Source organism: Paenibacillus sp. OAS669 (assembly GCF_014873645.1).
Classification (GTDB): Bacteria; Bacillota; Bacilli; order Paenibacillales; family NBRC-103111; genus Paenibacillus_S; species Paenibacillus_S vulneris.
In genome coordinates this window covers 1-15837 of sequence record NZ_JADBDR010000029.1, presented here as the reverse complement: position 1 = coordinate 15837, position 15837 = coordinate 1, and the positions used below count along the sequence as shown (strand labels likewise).

The following is a 15837-nucleotide window of genomic DNA, read 5'->3' as shown; positions in this document are numbered from 1 at the left end:
ATCATAGGTTGCTTCAACGCGGTATTATCGAATATACCCATGGCGATACTTTGTGAATAAAAAAACTGGTCGGCATGGGCAGCGCCACTCCCAGCAGGGTGCACAGGTAGACGGCGGCGGTTACGGCAAAGCTGCAGTGGTAAAACCAGCGAATGGATTTTTTTTGCTTTTTCAATTTGCGCAGATCAAATAAAAAGGTAATCACCATGATCAAGAGAAGGGAACACATGAAAATGTTATTCATTTTGAACGGCTCTCCTTCGTTACGTTTTGGTAGATCAAGCCGGTTTCGATCAGCTTGCTGTTGATGGTAATGTCGAACTCGGCGTCCTTCATAGGCTTGGGCCAGTCCTTCGCATAATGGTTTTTCCATTCGTCAGGGAAGCTCCTCCATACGTAAGTGCCGAATTGAACGGAATCCACACCGTTCTTTATGCATTTCTGGATGACCTTCTCCATCGCCTTTTTCATATAGTCATTCAGCATTCTTTCGACCTTCTCGGCATTGCGCGTCTGACTGAGGTCCATCTGCAATTCGTCCTCCAGCAGAACCGCCTTGGCCTGCGTTTGAATACTGAACCGAAGCCGCTGGTCCTCAATGGAAGGCCGGATTTTCGTTTTGATTTCATACATACGTAAACCGATCCCTCCTTTTTGTTGGGGCGTCGGCGTTAGCGTTACCGTAGTCTTGATGGATTCATTCCGCAGCCACGAGAAGCCCTGAGATTCTTCGCCCTCGAGGGTATCGATCATTTTGTCGTCCTTGAATTGGGCATATCCCTTCACTTCGATCTCTTTGGATTTTTTGTCGCTCTTCTCGGATTCCTTCGTCACCATATAGACCATGACCGGATCGCTTCCGGGGGCATTCAGGGCAACGCCAACATCCTTCATGTTCATATTGATGACATTGCCGGCCTTGGCCAGCTCCCGGATGACCTCCGAAGGAAACCGCTCGAATTTAGGGTTGGCCCGCAGCAGATCATAAGCCTTGCCTTTGGTAGCCACAAGGTAGGACGACATCCGGTTCTCCGAATTGCGCGGGGAAGAATCGAACAGGTCGCGTATGCCTCTCCTGGCGACTTCCTCGCCTATGACCAGCGTTCGGCGGTGGCCGAAGAACATGCGGCGGGACATCCGCTCCTGCAGTCTTGCCTGGGCTTCCCGGAACGTGTTGCCGGACTCGGAGTCCAGGTAATAGCTCTTTTCTCCGCCTGTTCCGCCGCCTCCCCCCGTAGCTCCGCCCATTTGGCCCGGAAGCGGGACCATAACGGTAATTCGAATTTTGCCGTCCGGCTCCAGGTCCACAGCGGAGGACAAGACAAAGGCAACGTCATTGATTTCCGTTCGGTCCCAGCAGCCGGGCAGGAGGAGAAGGGAGAGAGCTAGAAGAAAGCAGCGGGCATAGCGCCGTCTCATTATTGAACGTCTCCTTTGTTTTTGTCTTTGTGCTCAATGCTCATCCCCCGTTGTCCGCCTTGCTCTTTAATCTCATTGGCAGCATCGTCTCCCTGCCGGATGGAATCCTTCACGGATAAAAAGGCCGGCCTGTTTTTCATAGCCCACCAAGGGGCGCGGATCATATTATCCTTCAGGTCGTTAGACGAGAGCGGACCATAGGGGGAAAGGTATGGAATCCCGAAAGTCCGCAAATTGGCCATATGACCCAGAATGAGCATGACGCAGACCAGAATGCCGAACAGACCGAAGGTGGCTGCCGCGAACATGATGGGAAAGCGCAGAATCCGAATCGCTATCGCTGCGTTGAAGCGGGGAATGGTAAAGGACGCAATCCCTGTCAGGGATACGACGATAACCATCGGAGCGGATACGATACCCGCCTGAACCGCAGCTTGCCCGATGACCAGAGCTCCCAGGATACTGACGGCGGAGCCGATCGTTTTGGGCAGGCGAATACCGGCTTCCCTGAGCGCCTCGAACACGGCCTCCATAATGAACGCTTCAACCACGGCCGGAAATGGAATAGCTTCCCTTGAGGCAGCGACAGACATAAGAAGCGACGTCGGCAGCAGATCCTGATGGAAGGTGGTGAAGGCCACATATAAGCCTGGGGTCAGCAGCGACAGAATAAGCAGGGAATACCGCAGCCAGCGGATCAAAGTCATGATCTGGAACCGCTCGTAATAATCCTCCGTCGCATGCAGCGCCTCCGAAAATACGAAAGGGACAAGCAGCACGAAGGGGGTTCCGTCGACGATAATGCCTATCCGTCCTTGAAGCAGAGCCGAGGCGACCATATCCGGACGTTCCGTGTACTGCACTTGGGGAAAAGGGGAATAGGCGGAATCCTGAATGAATTCCTCCAGATATCCCGTTTCCAGTACCGCATCGATATCGATCTTCTCCAGCCGGGCTAAGACCTCATCAACCAAATTCGGATCGGCCAGATCCTCCATGTACGTAATAACAATGCTCGTATTGCTCTCGCGACCCAGTGTCATCGGCTTCATTTTTAGTCTTGGCGTTTTGAGCTTCCTGCGGACCATGGAAGTATTCGTGCGCAAATTTTCAACGAAGCCCTCACGGGGCCCGCGAATGACGGATTCCGTCTCCGGCTCCTGGATAGAGCGCTTTTCCATTCCGCGAATCCCCATCATCAGCGCTTCCTTGTTCCCGTCGACGATGAGACCCGCATCCCCGCCCAATACGGATGTCAGGAGAGTTTTGTATTCGCAGGATTTCTGTACTTGTGTCACCGGCAGAGTCGTTTCAATAATTCGGTCGATTTGCCGTTCCTCGCCCTCCAATATCATGAGAGCTTTCATGGCGTCGTTCGCAAATTCCGTATTGACCATGCCATCTATAAAAAACAAGAGTGCTTTCGCGCTATGCTCAATGTCGAATTCCCTGATAACGAAATCCGAGCAGTCATCAAACAGATGGTTCAAAAAGGCTTTGTTTTCCTCTAATGAAAGAAATACCGGTACCGATTTAAGCTCGTCGATAAACTGATAATCGAAATTTTGCTGCTTTTGACCTTGGGTCTTATCGGCTTTTTTAGTTTTGCTTCTCGATCCCAGCATGACGGCCTCCTTCTTAGTCTTACAGGCATCTTTCGTTTATTTTTCTCAAAAAAGGAATTTTTATTTATGGATTAGGAAAGTTTGCCTTCATTTCTGAATAGCCCCAAAAGGAACGGATTACAATAGTATCGTATTGGATCGTTATGGCTGGCTAACCTAGAGGAGGGAGGGACGGTAACCGTGATATGGTTAGTTGCCGCGCTGCTGCTGTTTATTTTTCAGATCATTACGATTTTGTTCCATGAGTTCCGATATCCGTCCAAGACCGTAGCGTGGCTCGTCATTTTATTTATATTTCCAATTATTGGATTTGTTATGTACTACTTTTTGGCCAAGGAGTATACTCACCGCAAAAAAGCCCGCCGCCGAGGGCTGCGATACATGATGGAACCCCGTCATGAAGGGAGAAGGTATGCATCCGTACAATCCTCAGAGGAAGTGCCTCAGCCGGAAGGGCTATGCAGAGAGCCAAGGCTTCATGCTTTGTTGAATAATATTCCGAGCTCTTCGGTGACCCGTCAAAACGAGGTTAGGGTGCTGACCAATGCGGATATGGCCTATGAAGCGATCCTGCATGCGATCGAGCAAGCGCGGTTGTATGTTCATTTCGAATTTTATACGATTCGTCACGATGAAACCGGGAGAACATTTCAGCAGCTTCTCATTCGCAAAGCGCAGGAGGGCGTAAAGGTCCGGTGCATCTTTGACGGAATCGGCAGCTATCAGCTTGAGAACCGTTTTTTGAACGAGCTGCGCAGCGCGGGGGTGGAGGCCTATATTTTCTTGCCGCCGCTCATCGCGTTCTTCGATAAAAGAATGAATTATCGCAATCATCGCAAAATTGTCGTCGTTGACGGGATTAAAGGGTATCTTGGAGGCATTAACATAGGGAATGAATATTTGGGAGGAAATCCGGATCTCGGGTTTTGGAGAGATACTCACCTGGAGCTGATAGGGGATGCGGTGTATTCGCTGCAGTATACTTTTTTGAACGATTGGCAGTTTGTCAGCGGCAAGCAGCTGACGGATTCGATCCTGTTTCCTGAGCACGATAACACCGGCACGAAGCAGGTGCAGATTATCAGCAGTGGTCCGGATGCGCATTGGGATGCCATCTTGGAGATGTACTTTGGAGCCATCACAACGGCCAAGAAACGCATCTTCATTACAACCCCTTATTTTGTTCCCGACCCGAGTATCAGCATGGGACTGAAAACCGCGGCTATCAGCGGCGTGGATGTCAAGATCATTTATCCGTCGCGTCCGGACTCCAAGGTCGTCAACTATGCTTCGCTCTCGTACTTTGAAGAGCTGATGCAGGCCGGGGTCCGCTTCTATTCCTATGAGAAGGGCTTCATGCATGCCAAAGTCATCATCATCGATGATATTTTGGCTTCCGTAGGGACCGCGAATATGGATATGCGCAGCTTCTTCAGCAATTTTGAAATGAACGCGGTGCTGTTCGATAAGGAATCGATTCAGCGTCTCGAGTCGGATTTTCTCCAGGATTTGAAGGACAGCAAGGAGCTGAAGCTCGAGGTGTTCGAGAAGCGGCCGCGGATGCAAAAGGGAAAGGAATTGATCGCGAGACTGCTGTCTCCGCTGTTCTGACGGCTACTTGGATTGGATAAAGGACAGCACTTGATCCAAATTTTGCGGCGGTACCCGCTGGATAAGGTCGCCTTGCTCCTGAAGGCGCTGCTCGATCGTAAGCAAGTTGAACTCGCGGGGATCGCAGCGCCGGGCAACCTCTTCCCAATGAAGCGGGGTGGAGACAGTAGCGTCTCTTCTTGCCCGAGGGGTGTAGGGAGCGGAGAGCGTCTTGCCATACCAGTGCTGCAAATAATCAAAGTAGATCAAGGTGCCGCGATCCTTCTTTAATCGTTCGATCGTAAATAAACGGGGATGCTTTTGGACGGCAAACGAAGCGACAAAGAGTCCGATTTTGCGCAGCTGCTCGAAGGTGTATTTGCGCTCAATGGGCACATAGATCTGGACTCCGGTCGCACCGGAGGTTTTCGGAATGGAACGAATATTCATCTTGTCCAGTGTCTCGCCAACCACTTCTGCCGCCTCCATAATGCGAGGCTCAGGGTCCAAGGTAGGATCGATATCGATCAGCCATTCCTCAGGCATCTGCTCGCCGATTCGGTGAAACGAAGGATGGAATTCCAGACAGGCCAGGTTGCCAAGCCACAGCAGGGTTGGAACGGAGTCGAGATGCACGTAGTTAATGCCGTCGAGTTCCGCCGTTTTGACAAAATGGGGGATGGGCTCGGGGGCGTTTTTTTGATAAAACGATTTATCGGCATAACCGTTCGGATAACGAATCGTCGTCAAATACCGGTTGCGCGTATACTCCAGCAAATAGGGAGCAAGCTTCAGCAGCTTCTCCAGGTACATAATTTTGGTGATACCCATCTCCGGCCACAGCAGCTTATTCGGATTCGTAATCGTGATTTCTTCTCCTTCAATGATAACGGTCCCTTTATTCTTGGATGCGGTTGCCATTGGATTTCCCCCTCATAAAGGTATATATAGAGTCTTTAGCTTCGTCAGGAATCAAGGTTTAACCCTATTATGGTCGTCGGGAGGCGAATCCAAACATAAGGGAGGAGGAGGCCCGGCCATGATAAAAAGACCGGGGATCGCTGCGCGGCAATCCATCCGGTCTACGGGTTTACCATCCAATGCTGAGCCCGTCGCTGCGGGGATCGGCGCCTCCATGGAGGAAGCCATGCTCGTCGATGCGTATGGCATGGGCATGTCCCATGGCGGGATCATAATCACGCACTCTGCGGACCTCATGCCCAGCCTTCCCCAGACGCATAGCGACCCCGGAAGCGATCCGGCTTTCGAGCTTCAGCTCCTGCGTCGCATGGCCCCAGGTGCGCCCCCATACGAAGCGCGGTGCGCTGACGGCTTCCTGCGGGCTCATTCCGTAGTCGATCATCCGGGTTATGATGGCCGTCTGGGTCTGTGGCTGGCCTTCCCCGCCTTGGGTTCCGTACAGAATGGCCGGCTTTCCGTTCCTGCAGGCCATTGCGGGCATGAGAGTATGGAAGGACCGCTTGTTGGGCTGCAGGGAGTTGATATGCCCCGGGTCCAGCGAGAAGAACGAGCCGCGGTTTTGCAGTAATATGCCTGTATTCCCGGCTACGACTGCCGACCCGAATTCAAAGTACAGGCTTTGGATAAAGGAGACGGCATTTCCTTCCTCGTCTACAACGGCGGCATAGGCCGTATCGCTCCCCATAGGCCGCGCTTCTTCGGGAATCATTGCCTGATCCATTGAAATGGCGTCGTACAATCTCTTGGCATAGGCCGGGTTCAGCAGCTCATCAAGCGGGATGCGGCTGAAATCGGGATCGGTCAAAACGGCGTTTCGGTCTACAAAGCTTCTTTTCAAGGCTTCAACCAGCAGGTGGTAATATTCGTATGAGCCGTGCTCAATCGTTTGCAAATCGCAATGCTCCAGAATGTTCAAGGCCATCAGGCCGACGAAGCCCTGAGAATTCGGCGGAACCTGGTACATGGTGTACCCTCTGTACGTTCTTGAGATCGGGGTCACCCAGTTGCCGCGGTGAGCCGCCAAATCCTCCAGAGTCAGCATCCCGCCTTCCTTGGCAAGGAAATCCGCGATAGCATGAGCCAGCTTTCCCGTGTAAAATGCATCCCTTCCGCGGTCCGCAATTTCACGCAGGCTGTCGGCCAGACGGCTTTGAACAAAGCGTTCTCCCGGCAAAGGGACTCGCTGGTTAGGAGTATAAATATCGGACGTATAAGGCATTCCTGCGAGCAGCTCAAAATGGTTCAGAGTATGCTCGTACTGGTCCTTCGTCATCGGAAAGCCTTCGGCGGCATAGGCGATAGCAGGCTCAAGCACCTCCGATAGGGATAGCCTTCCGTGTTCACGGAGGATTGCATCCCAGCTGTCCACCATGCCGGGGACCGTGATAGCGCTGCGGACGCCCCGATAAGGAATGCTCGTCTCGCCCGCATACGACGACAGGCTGACGTTAAAGCCCGAGCGGCCGCTGCCATTATAGGCTTTTACCATTTGCTCCCGGCTGTTGTAGCATAACCAGAAGGAATCGCCGCCGATTCCTGTCATATGAGGGTAGACTACAGCCAGGCAAGCGCTAATGGCGACCGCGGCGTCATAGGCGTTACCTCCCTGCTGAAGCACACGGCTGCCCGCCATAGATGCTAAATAATGGGGGCTTACCACCATGGTTTTGGTTCCAACGACAGTTGGGTTCATAAGGGTCAATCTCCTTTACAGTAGAATGAATGCTGTTTGATGCAAGGGGAAGGATTATGTATTCAATCGGTTTTGCAACCCGTAATAAGTTATGTTAAACATTAACATAATTCATATTTAACGGACAACAATATTTTTCGTTTTGAAGGTTATTTTGTTTACAGTACATCGTATGATAGATATAATTGGATTTATTCTTGCGTTTCGTTATTGAATTTGTTCATTAATATTTCGAAATGAAAGTGGTGAATTTAATGGATCAGCAGCACGCTCCTATTCCGTCCGTCGTTGAACTGGACGAATATGACCGCAAAATATTAGAAGCGCTTCACGATAACGGAAGAATATCTTATACCGATTTGGGTCGGGACATCGGTCTTTCCCGGGTTGCCGTGCAAGCGAGGATCAGCTCGCTAATGGAGCAGGGAGTGATTGAGAAGTTTACGGCTGTGATCAACCCGGGAAGAATCGGCATGAGTGTATCCGCCTTTTTCAATGTGGATATTGAGCCTCAGCATTTACAGGAGGTCGCCGAAAAGCTGTCCCAGGAAACGGAGGTCACGAGCTTGTACCATATGACCGGACCGAGCAAGCTGCATATGCACGGGCTATTTAAGGATTTTCAGCAGATGGAGTCTTTCCTTGTGGAGAAGCTGTATACGATGCCGGGGATCATGAGCGTAGACTGCCAAATGCTGATCAAACGGTATAAAAGCCGGATGGGAATGAAGCTTTAAGCTATTGGGGAAAGAGGAGAAACAAAGCTATGTGGACAACATTATGGAACCTGTTTATCGCCTTCGGGAGAGCAACGATGCTTGGGTACGGCGGAGGACCGTCGATTATTCCTTTGTATCAGAATGAAGTAGTACGAATGGGGTGGATGAGTCCGGAGGAATTCGGGAATGCCTTGGCCTTCGGCAACGCCTTGCCCGGACCGATCGCTACGAAGCTCGCAGCCTATATCGGATATAAAATAGCAGGCTGGCTGGGCGCATTCGTGGCGCTCTCCGCCGTTGTCATGCCGACGGCACTGCTGATGGTGGCGTTAGTAGGCGTGATGATGAAGCTGCAAAACAACCCCATCATACGGGGCATGATCAAGGGAGTGCAGCCGGTCATTTTCGTCATGATGGCGATGCTTGCCTTCGATTTTGCCAAATATGTATTCAAGCCTAGTGAGGATGTCATCAGCTTCCTGCCTTTCCTGCTGGGTGCAGGCTACTTCATCATGGTTCAATATTTGAACATCAATGCGGCTTGGGGAATCATGGCCTCCCTGGTTATAGGGGCGATCTTTTTCAGGGGCTAGGCCGCAGGAGCAAGGATCGAGCCGATAACGGAATGATCCGGACAAGGTTTGCCCATACTTGGAATAACCAGTTTATCCGGAGGTAGCTATGCGACTAGAACCGATTATTCCTTTCGAGCCGATCACAACCGATAAGCTCCCAACGGGAGATGAATGGATCGCCCAGGTCAAATGGGACGGTGTCCGCATGCTCGCTTATTATGACGGAGCCGAGACGAAATTGGTCAATCGCAGGCTTCATGAAAGGACCATGCAGTACCCCGAGTTGCTTGATATTAAGGCATACTGCTCGGCGGAATCGGTCATACTGGACGGGGAGATCGTAGCTCTGGAAGGAATGAAGCCGTCGTTTCACCAGGTCATGAAGCGCGACGGCCTGCGCAGCGAGCAGAAGGTCCGCATGGTGCAGCCCCATATTCCGATTGTGTATATGATATTTGATATTTTGTTCGTGAACGGGGAATGGGTGACCGGACAAAGCCTGCACCAGCGCCAGCGGCTGCTGGAGCAGTACGTGCATCCTGTACCTCAAGTACAACTAGTGCCGAGCTATAAGGAAATCAGCGGACTATATGAGGTCGTCAAACAGCACCAGCTTGAGGGCATTGTATGCAAGGATTTGAACAGCAATTATGCCATCCGCGGGAAAGACAAGCGCTGGGTGAAGAAGAAGCTGTTCCAGGATACGATTGCCGTTGTTGGCGGAGTCACTTATAGAGCCGGCACAGTGAATGCGCTTCTGCTCGGGCTATACGATAAGGAAGGAAGGCTCTGGTACATCGGCCATGCAGGCGCGGGCAAAATGACGGTGCAGGATTGGAGAGATGTAACGGAGAAAGCGGAGAAGCTCCGTGTTCCAAGCAAGACGTTCGTGAATAATCCGGAACGAAGCAAGGATGCCGTCTGGATGGAACCGGTGCTTACCGTGAAGGTGCATTTTATGGAATGGACCCATAACGGGACGCTGCGGCAGCCAAGCATACAATCGTTTGTTGATGTGTCCCCTAAGGACTGCAAGCTGGAGGAATAGAACAAAGCCGACATTCGGTGCAACTGCGGAGTGTCGGCTTTTTGCTGCTCAGTGAGCCATAATATTCTCGCTCTAGAATCAGGAGATAGCATATCTTAATCGTTTGATTAAGAAACCGTCTCTTCCTTTACCTTCTTCTTTGCTTTCGGCTTTTTTTCCTTTGCCGCAGGGGGAGCGTCCGTCTCAGGCACCGGCTTCATAGCATCCAGGCTGGCCTGCAGCGCCGACATCAGATCAATAACATTTGTTTTATGAGGCTCTGGAGCCACGCTGACCTGCTGGCCGTTGACTTTTTGCTCGATAGCGCGAAGAACGGCTTCACGGTAATCGTCTTTGTACTTCTCCGGTTCAAAAGGAGTCGACAACTGTTCGATCAGCATTTTGGCCATTTGCAGCTCTTTGTCGTTCACATTGATTTGTTCGGGCAGGTTCGGAACCTGATCGATCGACCGGATTTCATCAGGGAAAAAGATCGTCTCCATAGCGATACAGTTATCGATCACACGTATAGCGGCCAGGCTGCTTTTCGAACGGATGGACACTTTGGCGATGCCGATTTTGCCGCTCTGTCTCATCGCTTCCAGCAGAAGGTTATAAGCGTTGCCGCCGGTTTCGTTCGGGGCCAGATAGTACGTTTTTTGAAAATAAATCGGATCGATATCGGTCAGCTGAACAAAATCAAGAATCTTGATTTCCTTGGTCACCTCGCCGTTCAGCTTCTCCAGCTCGTCCTTCTCGAATAAGACGAAGGCTCCCGGCTCGTACTCGTAGCCTCTCGCGATTTCCTCCCATTGCACCTCGCGCTCGCAGGTCATGCATTTCCTTACAAAGTTGAGCGGCGTCGTACACTCCTTATGAATGTAGCGCATGGAGATATCCTTGTCCTCCGTTGCAGAAAACATTTTGACCGGGACGTGCACCAGGCCGAAGCTGATAGCTCCTTTCCATACCGTATGCATCTTTTTCCCTCCTTAAAATGATAGGCTATACCAAATAAACTGGTTGCAAATTCCAATCCGTGTCCTCTAATTGACAGTATCCCCAAATTGGCAATTTTATATGAATGAACGGGGCAATTGTAGGGACATGCTACAAATAAGCCGAAATGGCAAACATCACTGCCGACAAAGGAGGAGCCCATTTATGGAGAATAACAAGAGCCCGTTAGCGGGAGATGCCGCTCAGGAGCAAGGTGTGACCGCGTCCAACGAACCGGAAAGTTCTAGCACAACCGATGCGCTTCACCAAGGCCGGGATGATTATTTTATGGATATTGACCGGATGGTCAATGAAGGCTTGGGCGGCGGCTACGTCAGCTTAAAAAACGGCTTGATCGAAGAATCCACTACCGATACGATGGATCACCCGGAGTCGGTGCTGCACGAGGAATAATTGGAGTCGTTGCGGAAGGAACATCCGCTTCAAGCTCCATCTCTGCCGACAAATGATATAGAACCCGAGGGGGTGTAATTCTGGATGAAACTGTATCGTGCTCAAGAAATATTAAAGTCCGAAGAAAAAATCGATGTCGAGCTGAACGGAGTCTCCGTCTGGATTGACAGTGTAGACCTTGAAAAGGAAACGGCCAAGGTTCATGTAGAACTCCAACCTGCGGATTCCCGTGTTGTTCCGGTTGATCAGCTTCAAGAAGTTCAATAAAGGTAGTCCCTGCCTCCAAGTGTTCTTGTGCTTGGGGGCCGTTTTTTTGATGGGGTGCATGAAAAGATATATTCGTCAAAAATGGATTCCCTTCATCCGATCAGCCTGCCAAGAAAAGACGATACGTTGAATGCCTATGTTCGGGGTATGCATAGAGGCCTATATTGCTACGTATAGGGGAGAGGGCTATAATAGGGAGAATACGGTACGGAGGCGGTCTTGGATTGAGTTCTTTGGACGAATTTGCACTAATTCACAGATTGACGCAGGGCAAGCAGTCAACTGCCTTTCAACAGGCCGGCGGTGTAGAGATCGGGATTGGGGACGACGCGGCGGTAGCCCATCTAACTCCCGGATGCCAGCTTGTTATGACCTGCGATACGATGACGGAGGAAATCCATTTTAAGCAGATTACCATGCGCAATCAGGATATCGGTTACAAGGCAATGGCAGCGGCCGTAAGCGATATCGCCGCGATGGGCGCGATGCCCCGGTATGCTCTGGTCGCGTTAAGCTTTCCTAAGGAGACGCCGCAAGCTCGCATAGAGGAGATCTATGAAGGATTGTACGAATGTGCGAACCGTTGGAGTGTCGTCATCGTGGGAGGAGATACTACGTCCTCTATTGGAGGGATTACCGTGTCGGTAACCGTACTGGGCGAGGTAGAGACCGGCAAAGCCTTGCTGCGATCCTCGGCGAAGCCCGGGGATGTGCTCTTCATTACAGGAGAGCTGGGGCGGTCAGCGGCGGGGCTGGATTTTCTGCTCACGCAAAGCATTCCCGCGAAGCAGTGGGAGGAAAGACTGGATTGGAGGAACCGGCAATCGCTTATCCAGGCTCATTGCAGACCGGATCCCCAGATAGAAGCGGGACGGCTGCTGCAGCAATCCGGCGTGTGCCATGCGTTGAATGATGTCAGCGACGGCTTGGCCAGCGAGGCGTGGGAAATTGCCGAAGCTTCCAATACTGGGATCGATCTTATCGAAGATCGGATTCCAATAAACGGCGAGCTTATGGACTATGCTCTTCAGGCGGGCAAGGATCCTCTAGACTTTATCCTGTTCGGAGGCGAGGATTACCAGCTTGTAGGGACCATGCCGGCGGAGCATGCCGCGGCGATGCAGATGAAATTTAAAGAGGCGGGTCTCGAGCTTTTTATTATTGGTTATGTGAACGGCGAAACGAAGGGAGTCCGTCTTGTGCAAAGCAGCGGGTCCGTTCTGCCTATTGAGAAAAAAGGGTATAATCATTTTTGAAGGGGTGGAATCCAGTGACCGAATCGGCCTCCTACATATTTCATGCGGATAATTTGGACCGGACCGCGCACCTTGCGGCGAGCCTTGCCCGCTATTTTGAGCAGGGCACCGTCATTACGCTGGACGGAGACCTTGGTGCTGGGAAAACGGCGTTTTCCCAGGCGGTGGCCAGAGCAATAGGAGTTCAGCATGTAGTGAATAGTCCTACATTTACTATTATTAAAGAATATGAAGGGAATCATCTCCCTTTTTATCATATGGATGTGTACCGCTTATCTCAGGAGGAGGCGGATGAGCTCGGCTTGGACGAGTACTTTTACGGGGAGGGCGTCACTTTAGTGGAGTGGTCTTCGCTTATTGTTGATTTGCTGCCCCCGGATAGACTCTCCATATCGATTGAGCATGCCGGAGAGACGGAACGGGTGTTCCGGTTAATCCCCCATGGGCAGCCTTATGTACGGTGGTGCACAGAATTAAAGGAGAACGGAACGTTGCTATGACGAATACAATGAATGCTTTACAAGGCACCTTGCTTGCCGTTGATACGTCAACCAGCTCGATGTCGCTTGCTCTTGTACGCGGGAATGAGCTGCTGGGCGAAATCAATTCCAAGGCGGAGCGGAATCACTCCATACATTTGCTCCCGCAAATTCAGCAGCTCTTGACTTCAGCAGGCTTGTCGGCCAAAGAGCTGGATGCATTCGGAGTCGGCGTTGGTCCGGGTTCTTATACCGGCGTGAGGATCGGCGTGACAGCGGCCAAAACCTTTGCCTGGACGCACGGAATGGCGCTGCTGGCGGTTTCCAGCCTGGAGACCATGGCGCTGGGCGCGGCAGAAGCTTATTTAACTGGCGGGATCGCCGGCGCGGATGGTAATGAGCCTATTCTCAGCGCTCTGGAAACGGTCAGGAATCAGAGGAAAACGGTATGGGTTGTTCCTATGATTGAGGCGCGGCGCGGACAAGCTTTTACAGGCTTGTACCAGGCATCGGGACAAGGATGGAGCTGCCTGGAATCCGACAGCATCCGTTTAATGTCCGCATGGACGGAACAGCTGCTTGAGAGGGCGTTATCCAGTCAGGAAATCAAACCGGATTGTATTGTTTTTGCCGGGGAGACGAAGCTGCACGAGGAAACGCTGCAGCGTTTTTTTGCCGGATGGCAGGGAGAGTCGGCCGAGCTTCCACATGAGATCCGAGCGCGGCATCTAGCGGAGCTGGCAAGGGCACGCTGGGCGGAAGGACGCACAGAGGAGCCGCATGGGCTTGTACCCAACTATACGCAGCTGCCTGAAGCAGAAGTCAAATTAATGGCTCAAAAATCGTAAGGGAGGCTTCACGGATTGGATCGACAAGAGCACAGAGATGAAGCCACGAATCATTTGGAGTTCCGCTCCATGCAAATGGATGATATTCCAGCCATATGCGAAATAGAGCAGGAGGCATTCACGACGCCTTGGACGGCGGGAGCATTTCAGAATGAGCTGACAAACAATCAGTTTGCCCGTTACATGGTTATGGAATGCGACGGCGAGATTGCAGGCTATGGCGGGATGTGGCTTATTATGGAGGAGGCCCATGTAACGAACGTAGCGGTCAGGAAAAAATACCGCGGCCAAAAGCTCGGAGAACGGCTGATGCGCGAGCTGCAAAAAACCGCCAGCTTCTTCGGCGCTGTCCGCATGACATTGGAGGTGCGCCCTTCGAATCAGGTCGCTATCAACCTGTATGAAAAGCTGGGCTTTTATTCTGTAGGCTTAAGGCGAGGCTATTATACGGATAATAGGGAAGATGCGATGATTATGTGGGCCGATCTGCCGAAATATCATCATAATTTGAATGAATTAACAGGGGATTTGTCATGAAAATAAATGATTCGTTGGAGCGGGGCGAACAACTCTCCCAACTGAAACCGACTTATATATTGGCGATTGAAACCAGCTGCGACGAGACCTCGGTGGCTATCGTTCAGGACGGGACTGCCATTTTGTCCAACGTAGTATCCAGTCAGATCGAAACGCATAAGCGATTCGGAGGGGTTGTTCCTGAGGTCGCGTCCAGACAGCATGTCGAGAACATCACATGGATCATAGAGCAGGCGTTCGAGCAGGCGAAGCTTCGACCGTCCGATTTGTCAGCGATTGCCGTCACCCAAGGACCGGGCATGGTCGGCGCCCTGCTGGTCGGGCTCGTGGCCGCCAAGTCCTTGGCCTGCGCCTTGGAGCTTCCTTTGATCGGCGTTCATCATATCGCCGGGCATATATATGCCAACCAGCTCGTTCATGAGCTGCAGTATCCGTTCGTTACCCTTGTTGTGTCCGGCGGGCATACGGAGCTGGTGTACGTAGAATCCGAGGGCCGCTTTCGCATTATCGGCCAAACCCGGGACGATGCCGCCGGCGAAGCTTACGACAAGGTTGCGCGCGCTCTCAAGCTGCCCTACCCCGGCGGGCCTCATATCGACCGGCTGGCCCATGAAGGGGAAGAGGCGGTGCCTCTTCCGCGCGCCTGGCTGGAGCCGGATTCGTACGATTTCAGCTTCAGCGGGCTGAAATCGGCTGTGTTGGCCGTGCTGAACCAGGCCAACATGAAGGGCCAGCAGCTTGCGCCGCAAGCTGTAGCGAAGGGCTTCCAGGACTCGGTTATCGATGTCCTGGTGGAGAAATCGATCCGCGCCGTCCAGGCCTACGGCGCGAAGCAGCTGCTGTTGGCGGGCGGGGTCGCCGCCAACAAGGGACTCCGGCAGCGCCTCGCCGAGCGCTGCGCAGAGATAGGCGTGCCGCTGCTGGCGCCTCCTATGAGTCTCTGCACCGACAACGCCGCGATGATCGCGGCCGCCGCTTTCCTGAAGTGGCGGCGGGGACAATTCTCGGCCTTGGATATTACGGCCGATCCTATGCTTAAGCTGGAGGAATGGTCTGTATAGAATGCATCCGCCGAGTCAGGTTGACTTGGCGGATGCATTTGTTTGTATCCAGAGCTCACAGCTGGGGTAAATTTCAAAACAAATTGGGCTTGCAATTGCCGCCGGAATTTGATACATTACTACTTGTCGCTTTTGAGACAAGCACTTTTGAAGAAGTAACTAAATAAATTTCAAAAAAAGTACTTGCAATGAAGTAGACGAATGTGATATATTAATCAGGTCGCTTTTGACGGATGTCGAAAACGAACGAAGATTGTCCTTTGAAAACTGAACAACGAGTGAATGTTTTAATGAGAATGAAAATTCTCGCTAGCATTGAATTTTGAGCTTAAGACAAGCTCTATTAT

Annotated in this window: 17 protein-coding genes; 11 read left to right on the top strand and 6 right to left on the bottom strand. The window is 51.8% G+C overall.

What is annotated here, in order from left to right; translation table 11 throughout:
* Positions 1-13: 13 nt before the first annotated feature.
* The 3 genes from GGC63_RS33570 to GGC63_RS33560 are packed head-to-tail and all read right to left on the bottom strand — an operon-like array spanning position 14 to position 3044.
* Positions 14-244 carry a hypothetical protein gene (locus GGC63_RS33570; RefSeq protein ID WP_079914502.1) on the bottom strand — a complete coding sequence of 77 codons (231 nt, stop codon included), beginning with the start codon at positions 242-244 and terminating at the stop codon, positions 14-16.
* On the bottom strand, positions 241-1419 hold the full coding sequence (locus GGC63_RS33565) for a Ger(x)C family spore germination protein (protein ID WP_192705910.1): 1179 nt from the start codon (positions 1417-1419) through the stop codon (positions 241-243). Before GGC63_RS33565 ends, GGC63_RS33570 begins: the two co-directional genes overlap by 4 nt.
* Positions 1419-3044, bottom strand: a complete 1626-nt coding sequence (locus tag GGC63_RS33560; RefSeq protein WP_192705909.1) for a spore germination protein — start codon at positions 3042-3044, stop codon at positions 1419-1421. The genes GGC63_RS33565 and GGC63_RS33560 overlap by 1 nt, the downstream gene beginning before the upstream one ends.
* Positions 3045-3224: 180 nt before the next feature.
* Between GGC63_RS33560 and cls the strand changes: the two genes are divergently transcribed.
* Positions 3225-4655 carry a cardiolipin synthase gene (cls, locus tag GGC63_RS33555; RefSeq protein WP_079914499.1) on the top strand — a complete coding sequence of 477 codons (1431 nt, stop codon included), beginning with the start codon at positions 3225-3227 and terminating at the stop codon, positions 4653-4655.
* A gap of 3 nt (positions 4656-4658) precedes the next feature.
* On the opposite strand, the gene ligD is transcribed toward cls, so the two are convergent.
* The gene (gene ligD, locus GGC63_RS33550; protein WP_192705908.1) at positions 4659-5555 is read right to left on the bottom strand and encodes a non-homologous end-joining DNA ligase; all 897 of its coding nucleotides are present in this window, start codon (positions 5553-5555) and stop codon (positions 4659-4661) included.
* Between the two features lie 169 nt (positions 5556-5724).
* On the bottom strand, positions 5725-7308 hold the full coding sequence (gene ggt, locus GGC63_RS33545) for a gamma-glutamyltransferase (RefSeq protein ID WP_192705907.1): 1584 nt from the start codon (positions 7306-7308) through the stop codon (positions 5725-5727).
* 254 nt (positions 7309-7562) lie between these two features.
* On the opposite strand from ggt, the gene GGC63_RS33540 reads away from it, so the two are divergent.
* The 3 genes from GGC63_RS33540 (at position 7563) to GGC63_RS33530 (ending at position 9650) form a co-directional block, all read left to right on the top strand.
* Positions 7563-8045 carry an Lrp/AsnC family transcriptional regulator gene (locus GGC63_RS33540; RefSeq protein WP_192705906.1) on the top strand — a complete coding sequence of 161 codons (483 nt, stop codon included), beginning with the start codon at positions 7563-7565 and terminating at the stop codon, positions 8043-8045.
* A 29-nt stretch (positions 8046-8074) separates the two neighbouring features.
* Entirely contained in the window at positions 8075-8620 is a 546-nt protein-coding gene (locus tag GGC63_RS33535) for a chromate transporter (protein ID WP_192705905.1), read from the top strand.
* Positions 8621-8708: 88 nt separating this feature from the next.
* Positions 8709-9650: an RNA ligase family protein gene (locus GGC63_RS33530; protein ID WP_192705904.1), complete on the top strand. Its 942-nt coding sequence runs from the start codon at positions 8709-8711 to the stop codon at positions 9648-9650.
* Between the two features lie 107 nt (positions 9651-9757).
* On the opposite strand, the gene GGC63_RS33525 is transcribed toward GGC63_RS33530, so the two are convergent.
* Positions 9758-10609, bottom strand: a complete 852-nt coding sequence (locus tag GGC63_RS33525; protein WP_079914493.1) for a Ku protein — start codon at positions 10607-10609, stop codon at positions 9758-9760.
* Positions 10610-10793: 184 nt separating this feature from the next.
* Here GGC63_RS33525 and GGC63_RS33520 point away from each other — a divergent pair, with 184 nt between their 5' ends.
* From GGC63_RS33520 to tsaD, 7 genes are all read left to right on the top strand, one after another.
* Positions 10794-11042 (top strand): hypothetical protein, encoded by a 249-nt coding sequence (locus GGC63_RS33520; RefSeq protein WP_192705934.1) that lies wholly within the window; start codon positions 10794-10796, stop codon positions 11040-11042.
* A gap of 84 nt (positions 11043-11126) precedes the next feature.
* Positions 11127-11309, top strand: a complete 183-nt coding sequence (locus GGC63_RS33515; RefSeq protein ID WP_192705903.1) for an H-type small acid-soluble spore protein — start codon at positions 11127-11129, stop codon at positions 11307-11309.
* 224 nt (positions 11310-11533) lie between these two features.
* Entirely contained in the window at positions 11534-12565 is a 1032-nt protein-coding gene (thiL, locus tag GGC63_RS33510; protein WP_192705902.1) for a thiamine-phosphate kinase, read from the top strand.
* Between the two features lie 14 nt (positions 12566-12579).
* The gene (gene tsaE / locus GGC63_RS33505) at positions 12580-13065 is read left to right on the top strand and encodes a tRNA (adenosine(37)-N6)-threonylcarbamoyltransferase complex ATPase subunit type 1 TsaE (RefSeq protein WP_192705901.1); all 486 of its coding nucleotides are present in this window, start codon (positions 12580-12582) and stop codon (positions 13063-13065) included.
* Positions 13062-13892 carry a tRNA (adenosine(37)-N6)-threonylcarbamoyltransferase complex dimerization subunit type 1 TsaB gene (tsaB, locus tag GGC63_RS33500; protein WP_192705900.1) on the top strand — a complete coding sequence of 277 codons (831 nt, stop codon included), beginning with the start codon at positions 13062-13064 and terminating at the stop codon, positions 13890-13892. Before tsaE ends, tsaB begins: the two co-directional genes overlap by 4 nt.
* Before the next feature lie 15 nt (positions 13893-13907).
* Positions 13908-14429: a ribosomal protein S18-alanine N-acetyltransferase gene (gene rimI, locus GGC63_RS33495; RefSeq protein WP_377740855.1), complete on the top strand. Its 522-nt coding sequence runs from the start codon at positions 13908-13910 to the stop codon at positions 14427-14429.
* The gene (gene tsaD, locus GGC63_RS33490) at positions 14426-15490 is read left to right on the top strand and encodes a tRNA (adenosine(37)-N6)-threonylcarbamoyltransferase complex transferase subunit TsaD (protein WP_192705899.1); all 1065 of its coding nucleotides are present in this window, start codon (positions 14426-14428) and stop codon (positions 15488-15490) included. Before rimI ends, tsaD begins: the two co-directional genes overlap by 4 nt.
* Positions 15491-15837: the final 347 nt, after the last annotated feature.